This window comes from Arenibacter nanhaiticus (genome assembly GCF_900141935.1).
Classification (GTDB): Bacteria; Bacteroidota; Bacteroidia; order Flavobacteriales; family Flavobacteriaceae; genus Arenibacter; species Arenibacter nanhaiticus.
This window is the reverse complement of the sequence record NZ_FQYX01000006.1, coordinates 85168-99097: the sequence shown is the minus strand read 5'-3', so window position 1 is coordinate 99097 and position 13930 is coordinate 85168. Positions and strand designations below refer to the sequence as shown.

Below are 13930 nucleotides of genomic sequence, written 5' to 3'. Positions count from 1 at the left end.
GGCATCCCCGCAGCAAGGCAAGGGATATAGCCAAGGGCCCGCCCGACGAAGGAGGGAACGCCCAAATAATCACCCTAGGAATTAGAGAGATTTTTAAAAGAAGCCACTTAATGGCAACATCGGGCGGCTAATAGATTTGAACCCTTATCTTTGTCCACGGAAAAAACCTTCCAGAAATAATGAAGAACGAAAAAACGGCCATAAAAACAATTTACTACAGCATCCTTAGTAGTGGACTATTGGCTATCATAAAAGGACTGGCTGGTTTTTTTGGTAATTCCTATGCCCTAATTGCCGACGCCATAGAGTCTACCACTGATATATTCTCGTCTTTCCTGGTGCTTTTTGGACTAAAATACGCCAAAAGACCGGCCGATGAGAACCATCCTTACGGCCATGGTAGAATTGAACCTTTGATTACTTTTTTGGTGGTGGGCTTTTTAATTTTATCTGCCATTTTTATTGCCCACGAGAGCATTGACAACATAAGAACCCCGCATAATCTTCCCAAGCCATGGACCCTAATAATACTGGGCGGAATCATTTTTTGGAAGGAAATTTCTTTTCGACTCGTATTAAAAAAAAGTATAGAGACCAATAGCTCCTCCCTAAAGGCAGATGCTTGGCACCATAGGAGTGATGCGATTACTTCTGTGATGGCTTTTATCGGAATTTCTATTGCTTTGATTTTCGGAGAAGGATACGAAACCGCCGATGATTGGGCCGCTCTTTTTGCCGCCGGTTTTATCATTTACAATAGTTATTTAATCTTTCGTCCTGCCCTAGGGGAAATTATGGACGAGCACCTGTACGACGATTTAATTGAAGAAATAAGAATCGTTTCTATGAGCGTTGACGGCGTTTTGGGCACGGAAAAATGTTTTGTAAGAAAGGCCGGCACCAAATACCATGTAGACCTACATGCCATGGTCAACGGAGATATATCGGTCACCGAAGGACACGATATTTCTCATAAACTAAAAGACACCTTATTAAAAGATATCCCCAATCTAGGCAATGTTTTAATTCATATAGAACCCAAATAAGATTCTGTCCGGTGCGAATCTTACACTGAGGGAGTACACCTATAAAAAGCCCCTTGCCGCATTTTATCTTAAGAACCAATGCATCTTGCAACCGTAGATATTCTCTCGGGTCTTGATTCCTTATTTGTTTCTTTTTCCGTCAAAGAAAACTTCTATATACCCATCGTACTTTACAGATTTCCCTGCAATAAAAAATTCACAAGGGCTCCCCTTGCCCATTAGCCTTATGGACCGTAAAACAATGTTTACTTTCTTATAACTATCTATCGTTAAACATAAAACCAACCCCACCACACCACCTTATATACCAGCCCTTTAGCCCTGAAAAAAGCTTAAAAAAGCAGTTGCTATGAAAAAATTAACAACCAGCCCCTAAAACTGTTCATCATTCTAGTAAAAAATTACAGTTTAAAACCGTAAATTTGTGCCTTTCTTAAACATACAACTTACAAAATAAGATGATTCATTTCTTTGGAGACCTAAGTACCAAGATATATGCGGTACAGACAAATAAAGACCTTTCACAGGAAGATACTACTAAACTTACGTGGTTGTTTGGCAACCAACCTAAGATAAATGCGGCGTCACTAGACGCCTTTTTTGTTGGTCCAAGGGCAGCAATGATCACTCCATGGAGTACCAATGCTACAGAAATCACCCAGAACATGGGGATTTCGGGGATTATTAGAATAGAAGAATTTTTACCAAGCGATAAGGAGTCTAATGATTTTGACCCTATGCTTCTTCAGAAATTCAATAGCCTTACGCAAGATGTATTTACGGTAAATGTACAGCCAGAACCTATTTTAGACATAGAGGACATAGCCTTGTACAACGATCAACAAGGCTTGGCACTTAGCGATGAAGAAGTAGATTACCTGGAAGAAATGTCCAAAAAGATAGGACGAAAACTTACGGACTCGGAAGTTTTTGGTTTTAGCCAAGTAAACTCGGAGCACTGTAGGCATAAAATATTTAATGGAACCTTTGTGATCGATGGCGAAGAAAAACCATCTTCCCTATTTAAATTGATCAAGAAAACGTCTCAAGAAAATCCTGGCGATATCGTATCGGCCTACAAAGATAATGTTGCTTTTATCAAGGGACCAAAGGTGGTACAATTTGCCCCTAAGACTTCTGATAAACCAGATTTTTACCAAGAAAACGATTTTGATTCTGTTATTTCATTAAAAGCAGAAACCCATAACTTCCCTACCACGGTAGAACCTTTTAACGGTGCTGCTACCGGTGCAGGTGGAGAAATCCGTGACCGCTTGGCAGGAGGAAAAGGTTCTTTGCCATTGGCAGGAACGGCAGTATACATGACCTCTTATTCTAGATTGGAAGAAAACAGGCCTTGGGAAAATGCCATGAATGAAAGAGAGTGGTTATACCAAACTCCAATGGATATCTTAATTAAAGCGTCCAACGGAGCATCCGATTTCGGAAACAAATTTGGACAGCCTTTAATCGCTGGTTCGGTACTGACCTTTGAACATGAAGAAAGTGCCCGAAAATTAGGGTTCGATAAAGTTATCATGCAAGCTGGTGGTATAGGATACGGAAAAGCAGAGCAAGCACTAAAAGACAGTCCTAAAACAGGTGATAAAATCGTCATCTTAGGGGGTGACAATTACCGTATTGGTATGGGTGGTGCTGCAGTTTCCAGTGCCGACACCGGTGCATTTGGCTCTACTATAGAATTAAATGCCATACAGCGTTCTAACCCAGAGATGCAAAAAAGAGCTGCCAACGCCATTAGAGGCTTGGTAGAAAGCGAACACAATCCTATTGTTTCTATCCATGACCACGGTGCAGGAGGCCACTTAAACTGCCTATCTGAATTGGTAGAGGAAACAGGAGGAAAAATAGATTTAGACAAATTGCCAATTGGCGACCCTACCCTATCGGCCAAAGAAACCATAGGAAACGAATCCCAAGAACGTATGGGCTTGGTGATCGGCAAGGACGATGTAGCTATGTTACACCGTATTGCAGATAGGGAACGTTCTCCTATGTACGAAGTTGGAGATGTAACAGGCGACAAACGTTTTACCTTCGAATCTCCTACTACAGGTGAAAAACCTATGGATTTAGATTTGTCGGATATGTTCGGAAGCTCTCCAAAAACCATTATGAACGACGCTACCGTAGACAGAAGCTATGCAGCGCCTTCGTATTCCTTGGAAAACTTTCACGAGTATTTAGAGAGTGTACTTCAATTAGAAGCCGTAGCCTCCAAAGACTGGCTTACCAACAAGGTAGACCGTTGTGTAGGTGGTAAGGTTGCTAAACAACAATGTGCTGGACCATTACAGTTGCCTTTAAACAACTGTGGGGTTATGGCCTTAGATTATAAAGGAAAAGAAGGAATCGCTACTTCTATTGGACATTCTCCTATTTCTGGATTGATTGATCCGGCAGCAGGAAGTAAAAATAGTATTGCCGAAGCGTTGACCAATATCGTTTGGGCACCTTTAAAAGACGGTTTACAATCGGTTTCCTTATCTGCAAACTGGATGTGGCCTTGTAAAAACGAAGGAGAAGACGCTAGATTATACGAGGCTGTAACCGCAGTATCCGATTTCGCGATCGCTTTGGGAATCAATGTCCCTACAGGGAAAGATTCCCTTTCTATGAAACAACGCTACAAAAATGAGGAAGTTATTGCTCCAGGAACCGTTATTATTTCGGCGGCAGCAAACTGTAACGACATCACCAAAGTAGTAGAACCAGTATTGCAAAAAAATGGAGGTGATATTTATTATATCAACCTTTCCAAAGACACTTATAAACTAGGAGGCTCTTCTTTTGCCCAGATACGTAACACTATCGGCAACCAGGCTCCTACTATTAATGATGCTGCTAATTTTAAGAACACCTTTAACACTATACAGTCATTGATTGTAGAGGGACAAATTTTAGCCGGTCACGACGTTGCTTCTGGAGGATTGATTACTACTCTTTTAGAACTTTGTTTTGCCGACAATAATTTGGGAGCAAACTTAGATTTGACTTCTTTAGGGGAAGCAGACACTATTAAATTGTTATTCTCTGAAAATGCCGGTATCGTTTTCCAAGCGAAAGATGCTAGTATAGAAAATACCTTGATTGCAGCTGGCGTTGATTTCCATAAAATCGGTTCCGTATCCGAAGAGGCTACGCTTAGCATTAAGAATGACGGGGTTGAAATGGGATTGAACGTAAGCTCTTTAAGAGATACTTGGTTTAAGACCTCTTATTTGTTAGATCAGAAGCAAACTGCTAACAACTTGGCAAAGGATCGTTTTGACAATTATAAGAACCAGGCTTTAAATTATAGCTTCCCTGCTAACTTTGACGGGAAGTTACCGTCACAACCTGCACCAGGAAACAGACCTAAGGCAGCTATCTTAAGAGAGAAAGGAAGTAATTCTGAACGCGAAATGGCCAATGCTATGTTCCTTGCCGGATTTGACGTTAAGGATGTCCATATGACCGATTTAATTTCGGGAAGGGAAACTTTAGAAGATATCCAGTTTATTGGAGCCGTTGGAGGCTTCTCCAATTCTGATGTTTTGGGAAGTGCCAAAGGATGGGCAGGAGCTTTTAAATACAATGAAAAAGCCAATACCGCTTTAATGAATTTCTTTGCCAGACCCGATACCCTTTCAATAGGTATTTGTAACGGTTGTCAGTTATTTATGGAATTGGAACTGATCAACCCTGATCATTCCGAACATGGAAAAATGACGTATAACGATTCTAAAAAACACGAAAGCGGATTTACCTCTGTAACTATCCAAAAAAACAACTCGGTAATGCTTTCTTCCTTGGAAGGAGCCAACCTTGGGGTATGGATTTCTCATGGAGAAGGTAAGTTTAAACTACCTTTATCCAAGGATAACTACCAAATTGTGGCTAACTATAGCTATGAAGGATATCCTGCAAATCCTAACGGTAGTGATTTTAACACTGCCATGCTTTGCGATAAGACCGGAAGACATTTAGTAACCATGCCGCATATTGAGCGTTCTATTTTCCAGTGGAACTGGGCACATTACCCAGCAGACAGAAATGACCAAACAACACCTTGGTTAGAAGCTTTCTTGAACGCTAGAAAATGGATTGACAAAAACGGAAAATAAGTAGTACAATTAATTTGTAACTTTTAATTTTCTTCTATAAACGATACGAGTATTTAGGCCTTGCTGCTTAAATACTCGTTATTGTTTACAGCCAATGCTACCCAAAAACCACCTTATAAGTTAAAACTCATGAAATTTCGTCTCGCCACAAAAGAAGATCTTCCGGCCATCATTAAAATGATTTCCAAAGACAAATTAGGACGCCTACGCGAAGATTATCAATCTCCCTTGCCCAAGGTTTATTACGACGCTTTTGAGCGTATTGTCGCCGATAGCAACCAAGAGCTTACCGTTTTGGAGAACGCAGACAAGGAAGTTATAGGTACTTTCCAACTAAGCTTTATCCCCTACCTCACTTTTCAGGGCGGCATTCGATGTCTGGTAGAAAATGTTTGGGTTCGCGAAGACTATACCGGGCAAGGAATAGGACAACAAATGTTTGCTTGGATTAAGGTAAGAGCCACGGAAAAAGGCGTTCATTTAATACAGTTAACCTCGGACAAACAGCGTCCAGAGGCCATCCGGTTTTATGAAAAGCTAGGCTTTAAAGCCTCACACGAAGGTTTAAAATTACACCTATAAAAAGTCGTAAGGGGCCATTGTTTTGACCAAGCACTTACTGTTACCCTACAGTCTTAAGGATCCTAAATATTTGGGCGTTCCCTCCTGCGTCGGGCGGGCCCTTGGCTATATCCCTTGCTTTGCTGCGGGGATGCCGCCGCGGTCCCTAACGCATCATAATACACAAATAAAACAATGTGCCTATTAGGGAAGAGAAAAAGAAAAAACACTCCCTAAAAGCTATCATATAAGTGGTGTTTTAAATGCAAGGGACGCCATTCAAGGTAGATGTTTTTTTATGCTATAAGCCCCTCAATTATTTTTTTAAGTTCCCCTATACAAACCTCCTTTACAAAAAAAGCCGTTGTCCAGATTTTCATCAGAACAACGGCTTTCCGTTTTATCTACAGCAATACCTTAGCCCGTAATTCGTACGTGCTCAAGGGCATACTCTTTTATTTTTTAGAATAATCGGCATAAATAGCCTTTTCAAACTCCACCCAATGGGCATCTGTCATTCTTTCTGGTGTAAAAAGACAAATCCCGGCAGCACCGTTCTCCATAGAACCTCTAATAGCAGTTTCCATTTCTGAAGGCAATAGTCCGTGGTTCTCAGGATCGTTCTCCTCTGTCTTTCTCTCTGGGTTTGGACAAATAAAAAGTCCACTATAGATAGGTTTAGTACCGTTGACAGCAGCAACCTCTTCCTTAACAACCTCTCCTACCCATGACGCATCTTTTAAGTAAAAATCGTTGTAGTTCATAGGGTAAACGGCATCAAGATCCCATTTGTTCCATTCCTGTCTCACCAATTTCTTTGCTATGCTTGGACCAGGAAAAACTGCGGCATTTAAGCGCTTTCCTTTCTCGTGAACAACCTTCGCTATACGATTCACCATATTCGTAATCAAATCGTATCTAAACTGCTTCCATTCCTGAATTTGAGAAGGATCTTCTACTTCTTTGATATCAATTCCAGTTTTTTCTTTAAAATCGGACGTACAATCATCACAATAACAAAAATCGGCTACCGGATATTCTTCGTTCATCACCAAACCATATTTGTCCCATAGGCCTTCAGCTAAAATCACGTCAGGGAAACGAATATAATCTAAATGAATACCATCAACCTCTTCCAACTCGGCAATACCTCCATATAATTCTGCTAAAAAGTTATAAGAACCTTCTTTACTAGGACACAAAAATTTATAATACGGAACGTAAGGTGGATTTTCAAAAGAAGATTCGCCAATTCTATTCACTGCATATAGATCTTGTGACAATTTAGGATTTTCGCCCTGTACCATTGTAGGTATCCAAGTATGAAATTCCATTCCAGCTTCTTTTACAAGCTTCCCTACTCTTTTATAAGTCTCCGGGTCATGGCCTCCATTGTACATGATCCCATCTATCCCCTTGCTTTTAAAATCATCAAATTTTATTTTTAACTCTTGATCAGTAGCCTCTCCAGGACCTCCAGACCATGCGTATACCGGAATTTTTGTTTTTTCAGCTTCGGCACAAGAATACATAGTGCAAAGAATTGCGAAAATTGCAAACAGTCTTTTCATTTCTTTTTTAGTTTAAAATTTAATCGTTGAACTTAATTCTTTTATTTTTTATAGCACCAATTCTTAGCCAAATAACATTAGATACTATATAAACAACGCCAAAAGTACATCATAAGTCGCATTGCACAAGGGGCTCTCCCTGGCTTTATAAAAATATAATCTTAATAGGTTTCCCTCACTAATAGCACGAAAACTATCATCCCCAAGGACTTAAAAAAATCGGGCCGGTTACCAAGGGGAAAAATCACAGCAATGGCCATCGCAAAAACCTCTTTTTAAACTACTTAACAAGAGTTCTCCACTAGGCCTTCCCTTTGTTTTTAAACCAATAATATTAAATCTTCAAAAAAAATAGACAATAATTGCGAATGTCATTTTAAAATACCGTTCCCTTTTCTTAATTTGCGATGACGTATAGCTCATAAAATATGCAAAAAATCACTCGCCTTTTTGATTTTCCTTACTACCAATTAGAGAAATTCAACTTAAAAAAATCCCTTATAACCAAATACAATGGGGAATGGATCGCTACTTCAACCCAGGAATATGTAGACAAGGCAAACACGGTTAGCCGTGCCTTACTGCGTCTAGGGGTTAAGCCCAACGATAAAATTGCAGTGATTTCTATGACCAACCGAACGGAATGGAATATCATGGATATAGGCATCCTGCAATTAGGAGCCCAAAATGTCCCCATTTACCCAACCATATCATCCGAGGATTATGAATATGTTCTAAATCATTCTGAGGCGTCCTACTGTTTTGTTTCCTGTGAGGAAGTATATAATAAACTAAAAGCCATTAGGGATAAATTACCTTTCTTAAAGGAGGTATACTCTTTTGATGAGCTGGAGTCCTGTAAAAACTGGAAAGAAGTCCTAAGCTTAGGGACAAACACAACAAATCAGGACGTGGTAGAAAAACATATGGCCGCCGTTAAGTCCACTGATTTAGCAACGCTAATCTACACCTCTGGCACCACTGGACGACCAAAGGGAGTAATGTTATCTCATCACAATATCGTTAGTAATGCTATTGAAAGTTCTAAAAGATTTCCTATTGTGGATGGAGAGACCAAAGCCTTGAGTTTTTTACCGGTATGCCATATCTATGAACGCATGATCATGTATTTGTACCAGTTAAGAGGTGTTTCTATTTATTTTGCCGAATCTATGGATAAAATAAGCGACAACCTCAAAGAGGTAGAGCCCCATGTTATGACGGCAGTACCGCGATTGTTAGAAAAAGTTTACGATAAGATCATTGCCAAGGGAGCAGCGCTCAAGGGTATAAAAAAGAATCTTTTCTTCTGGGCCGTGGAAGTCGGGTTAGATTATGAACCTTATGGACAAAACGGCTGGTGGTACGAACAAAAACTAGCCCTTGCCCGAAAGCTTATTTTTAGCAAATGGAAAGCTGGCCTAGGAGGCAACTTAAGCCTTATAGCCTCGGGAAGTGCAGCACTACAACCAAGGCTTGCTAGGATATTCAATGCCGCAGAATTAGGAGTCATGGAAGGCTATGGACTCACAGAAACCTCCCCGGTCATCTCGGTAAACGATATGCGCGATGGTGGATTTAAAATTGGTACCGTTGGAAAACTATTGGACAATACCGAAGTAAAAATTGCCGATGACGGCGAAATTTGCGTGAAAGGCCCCCAGGTGATGATGGGGTATTACAAGGACGAAGAAAAAACGGCCGAAGCCTTAAACAATCAGTACTTCCATACAGGAGATATTGGGGAGATAGACGGCGATGGCTTTTTGAAGATTACCGATAGAAAGAAAGAAATGTTTAAAACTTCGGGCGGTAAGTACGTAGCCCCACAGCTTTTAGAAAACCGTTTTAAACAATCTAGGTTCATAGAACAAATAATGGTCATTGGCGAAGGCGAAAAAATGCCGGCTGCTTTCATTCAGCCCGATTTTGAATTTGTGAGAAATTGGGCCAAAATACACCAAATAGAGGTTAAGGACAACCACAGTCTTGTCACCAATGAAAAAGTTATTGCACGTTTCCAGGAAGAAGTGGATGAGGCCAATGAAAATTTTGCAAAATGGGAAAAAGTGAAACAGTTTAGATTAACACCTAATACCTGGAGCATCGAAGAAGGCCACCTTACCCCTACTCTAAAACTCAAACGCAAAATAATAAAACAAAAATACATCGACCTTTATAACGATATTTACGAACATTCAACTTAAAGAACAGTAAACAAAACACTTAAAAACAGCTTTCAAAATTTGAAAGCTGTTTTTTTTTGTGCTTTACCTTACGATAATTTAACACATTTATTATGCATGCATAATATAATTTTCTATCTTTGAGACAAGCGTTACTGATTACATGAAAGAATTTACCATAGACTATGCCTTGAGAACAACATGGCAAACGGTCACAAAAATGTACAATGAAGAAGCTAAAAACTTTGATACTTCTATGGCCATAGGTTTTACCCTCTTAAGTATTGATGCCAAGACAGGCACCCCCTCTACCTCTTTAGGCCCCAAAATGGGTATGGAGGCCACTAGCCTTTCCCGAATTTTAAAAAGTATGGAAGAAAAAGGTTTTATAGAACGAAAACCTAATCCGTGTGACGGAAGAGGTGTGCTTATACACCTAACTCCATTGGGATTAGAAAAAAGAAAAATTTCAAAGGATGTAGTATTACGGTTTAACGAGGTAGTAAGAAAAGAAGTATCGGTTGAAAAATTGAACGCTTTTTTTGAGGTTACAGAGGCTATCAACAGATTAATTGCTGAAAAGAAAATTTATAAAAAAGATTAAAAACTAATTAATTCGATTTTATTGATGAACAAACACATTAAAAAAGTAGCGGTCATAGGCTCTGGAATTATGGGCAGTGGTATTGCATGTCACTTTGCCAATATTGGCGTAGAAGTATTACTATTAGATATCGTACCAAGGGAACTCACTGATGCCGAAAAAGCAAAGGGACTTACATTACAAGACACCCTTGTCCGCAATAGGCTTGTAAACGATTCTTTGGTTACGGCACTTAAATCTAAACCCTCTCCTATTTACCACCAAAAATTTTCCGAACGAATCACCACAGGGAATTTGGAGGACGATATTGCTAAGGTAGGGCAAGTAGATTGGATCATTGAGGTAGTAGTAGAGCGATTGGATATCAAAAAAATGGTGTTCGAGAACTTGGAAAAATACCGAAAACCAGGCACTTTAATTACGTCCAATACCTCCGGAATTCCGATTAAGTTTATGAGCGAAGGCCGCAGTGATGATTTCCAAAAACATTTCTGTGGAACCCACTTTTTTAATCCAGCACGTTATTTAAAACTATTTGAGATAATTCCTGGTCCAAAAACATCGCCGGAAGTATTAAAATTCCTGAACGGTTACGGAGAACAATTCTTGGGTAAAACTTCGGTAATTGCCAAAGACACCCCTGCTTTTATAGGTAATAGGATCGGTATTTTTAGCATTCAAAGCCTGTTTCATATGGTCAATGATATGAAACTTACCGTAGAAGAAGTGGACAAACTTACCGGACCGGTCATAGGACGCCCTAAATCGGCTACTTTTCGCACTGTAGATGTAGTTGGATTAGACACACTGGTACATGTTGCCAATGGCATTTATGAGAATTGTACCAAGGACGAACGCCACGAATTGTTTAAACTGCCAGGTTTCATCAACTCCATGATAGAAAACAAATGGCTGGGAAGTAAAACTGGCCAAGGTTTTTACAAAAAGATAAAAAACAAGGATGGTTCTAGCCAGATACAAACCCTAGATCTAAATACCCTAGAATACCGAGACAATAAAAGAGCAAGTTTTGCCACCTTAGAACTGACCAAAACCATCGATAAGGTTGTAGACCGTTTTAAAGTATTGGTTGCTGGAAAAGACAAGGCCGGGGAATTTTACCGAAAGAGTTTTGCTGCTTTATTTGCCTATGTTTCGCACAGGATTCCAGAAATTACCGATGAAATTTACAAGATTGATGATGCTATGAAAGCTGGTTTTGGATGGGAACACGGTCCTTTTCAAATCTGGGATGCCATAGGTGTACAAGCCGGATTGGATTTGATCGAGGCAGAAGGATTGACTCCTGCGCCATGGGTAGGAGAAATGGCAGCTTCGGGGGCCAACACTTTCTACTCCGTAAAAGAAGGCGCTAGCTATTGTTACGATATTGAAAAGAAATCGGCCCAAAAAATCCCTGGCCAAGATGCGTTTATCATTTTAGACAACATTCGCAAAACCAAGGAGGTTTTTAAAAATAGCGGTGTAGTGATAGAAGACCTAGGCGATGGCATTTTAAATGTAGAATTCCAATCAAAAATGAACACCATTGGTGGCGATGTATTAGCCGGACTGAACAAGGCGATTGATATAGCCGAAAAAGATTTCCAAGGCTTGGTCGTTGGTAATCAGGCTCCAAATTTCTCTGTGGGCGCTAATATTGGTATGATATTTATGATGGCCGTAGAACAAGAATACGATGAGCTAAACATGGCCATTAAAATGTTCCAGGATACTATGATGAGGATGCGCTATTCCGCAATCCCAACCATTGCCGCACCGCATGGAATGACACTAGGTGGGGGCTGTGAACTATCCCTACATGCCGACATGGTTGTTGCCGCTGCAGAAACTTATATCGGCCTGGTAGAATTTGGTGTTGGAGTAATTCCCGGCGGAGGAGGGTCTAAAGAAATGGCCCTTCGTGCCCAGGACACCTTTAAAAAGAACGACGTAGAGCTGAATGTCCTTCAGGAGTATTTCCTGACCATAGGAATGGCTAAGGTATCGACATCGGCCTATGAAGCCTTTGACCTAGGGATATTACAAAAAGGAAAAGATATTGTGGTAGTCAATAAGGACCGACAAATAGCAACAGCCAAAGCCTATGCTAAAATTATGGCGGAATCTGGATACACTCAACCGATTAAGAGAACAGATATAAAAGTATTGGGAAAACAAGCCTTGGGAATGTTCATGGTAGGAACCGATGCTATGCAAGACAGTAACTACATTAGTGCCCACGACCATAAAATAGCCAATAAATTGGCCTATGTGATGGCAGGTGGAGATTTGTCCGAACCTTCACTGGTCAGCGAACAATATTTATTGGACTTGGAACGAGAGGCCTTCCTTTCTCTATGTACGGAAAGAAAAACCTTGGAGCGCATCCAGCATATGTTAAAAACAGGAAAACCACTCCGTAACTAAACTACGAAAGTACCCCCTCGTTAGTACCAAGTAATGAGTACTTTGAAAACAAGACATAAAGGTGAAGTTTAAAAAAGATATAGTACCACCAAGAATTGACTTATGCATTGCATTCAAAAGACTCATTTTTAAAGACTAACCCCTTAATACTCAATAATAATACAACATGAAAACAGCATATATAGTAAAAGCATATAGAACAGCAGTAGGAAAGGCTCCCAAAGGGGTATTCCGTTTTAAAAGAACCGATGAATTGGCCGCGGAAACCATCGAATATATGATGAAGGAATTACCGCAACTAGACAAGACCCGTATAGACGATGTTATTGTTGGTAATGCTATGCCCGAAGGCTCCCAGGGCTTAAATATGGCACGGTTGATCTCCTTAATGGGGCTCGATATTGTTGATGTCCCTGGGGTTACCGTCAATAGATTTTGCTCCTCGGGTGTAGAAACCATTGCCATTGCCACTGCAAAAATACAGTCCGGCATGGCCGATTGTATTATTGCTGGAGGTGCAGAAAGCATGAGTGCGGTGCCAATGACAGGATATAAAACCGAACTTAATTACGACTTGGTAAAGTCTGGCCATGAAGATTACTATTGGGGAATGGGCAACACTGCCGAAGCCGTTGCCAATCAGTTTAAAGTATCCCGTGAAGACCAGGATGAGTTTGCTTATAACTCCCATATGAAAGCTTTAAAGGCCCAGGCCGAAAACCGCTTTCAGGACCAAATTGTCCCCATAGATGTAGAACAAGTTTACATCGATGAAAACGGTAAAAAAGCCACAAGAAAATATACGGTAACCAAAGATGAGGGGCCAAGAAAAGGCACCAATAAGGAGGCTTTGGCAGGCTTACGCCCAGTATTTGCCGCCGGGGGCAGTGTAACCGCAGGAAACTCATCTCAAATGAGCGATGGTGCAGCCTTTGTGATGGTCATGAGCGAGGCTATGGTAAAGGAATTAAACCTAGAGCCAATTGCAAGATTGGTGAACTATGCCGCCGCCGGGGTAGAACCACGCATTATGGGAATAGGTCCTGTAAAAGCTGTTCCAAAAGCCTTGAGATTGGCGGGCTTAAAACAAGAGGATATTGAATTAATAGAGTTAAACGAGGCTTTTGCTTCCCAATCCTTGGCAGTGATCAGAGAATTAAAACTTAATCCCGATATCGTCAATGTCAATGGAGGAGCTATTGCTTTAGGACATCCATTAGGATGTACAGGAGCAAAACTTTCGGTTCAATTATTCGATGAAATGCGAAAGAGAAACATGAAAGGTAAATACGGAATGGTCACTATGTGCGTCGGAACAGGACAAGGTGCCGCCGGAATATTTGAATTCCTACAATAATAACCATACGATAAGACAAGGAAGAAAAACCTTAGGGGCAGTAATATG

Annotated in this window: 8 protein-coding genes; 7 read left to right on the top strand and 1 reads right to left on the bottom strand. The window is 40.5% G+C overall.

Features of this window, described 5'->3' with window-relative positions; translation table 11 throughout:
* The first annotated feature begins 179 nt into the window (after positions 1-179).
* From BUA16_RS05675 to BUA16_RS05665, 3 genes are all read left to right on the top strand, one after another.
* Positions 180-1046 carry a cation diffusion facilitator family transporter gene (locus BUA16_RS05675; RefSeq protein WP_072763689.1) on the top strand — a complete coding sequence of 289 codons (867 nt, stop codon included), beginning with the start codon at positions 180-182 and terminating at the stop codon, positions 1044-1046.
* A 458-nt stretch (positions 1047-1504) separates the two neighbouring features.
* Positions 1505-5173, top strand: a complete 3669-nt coding sequence (purL, locus tag BUA16_RS05670) for a phosphoribosylformylglycinamidine synthase (protein ID WP_072763687.1) — start codon at positions 1505-1507, stop codon at positions 5171-5173.
* A gap of 129 nt (positions 5174-5302) precedes the next feature.
* Positions 5303-5755, top strand: coding sequence for a GNAT family N-acetyltransferase (locus BUA16_RS05665; RefSeq protein ID WP_072763808.1), 453 nt, complete (start codon positions 5303-5305; stop codon positions 5753-5755).
* A 434-nt stretch (positions 5756-6189) separates the two neighbouring features.
* Here BUA16_RS05665 and BUA16_RS05655 read toward each other — a convergent pair whose 3' ends face one another.
* Complete coding sequence (locus BUA16_RS05655) at positions 6190-7305, bottom strand: glycoside hydrolase family protein (protein WP_072763685.1); 1116 nt, start codon at positions 7303-7305, stop codon at positions 6190-6192.
* A 428-nt stretch (positions 7306-7733) separates the two neighbouring features.
* Here BUA16_RS05655 and BUA16_RS05650 point away from each other — a divergent pair, with 428 nt between their 5' ends.
* The 4 genes from BUA16_RS05650 to BUA16_RS05635 all read left to right on the top strand — a co-directional run bounded on the left by BUA16_RS05650 (position 7734) and on the right by BUA16_RS05635 (position 13882).
* Positions 7734-9512: an AMP-dependent synthetase/ligase gene (locus BUA16_RS05650; protein ID WP_072763683.1), complete on the top strand. Its 1779-nt coding sequence runs from the start codon at positions 7734-7736 to the stop codon at positions 9510-9512.
* Positions 9513-9654: 142 nt separating this feature from the next.
* Entirely contained in the window at positions 9655-10095 is a 441-nt protein-coding gene (locus BUA16_RS05645; protein WP_072763681.1) for a MarR family winged helix-turn-helix transcriptional regulator, read from the top strand.
* 24 nt (positions 10096-10119) lie between these two features.
* Positions 10120-12525: a 3-hydroxyacyl-CoA dehydrogenase/enoyl-CoA hydratase family protein gene (locus BUA16_RS05640; RefSeq protein ID WP_072763680.1), complete on the top strand. Its 2406-nt coding sequence runs from the start codon at positions 10120-10122 to the stop codon at positions 12523-12525.
* 166 nt (positions 12526-12691) lie between these two features.
* The gene (locus BUA16_RS05635) at positions 12692-13882 is read left to right on the top strand and encodes an acetyl-CoA C-acyltransferase (protein WP_072763678.1); all 1191 of its coding nucleotides are present in this window, start codon (positions 12692-12694) and stop codon (positions 13880-13882) included.
* The last annotated feature ends 48 nt before the right edge of the window (positions 13883-13930 follow it).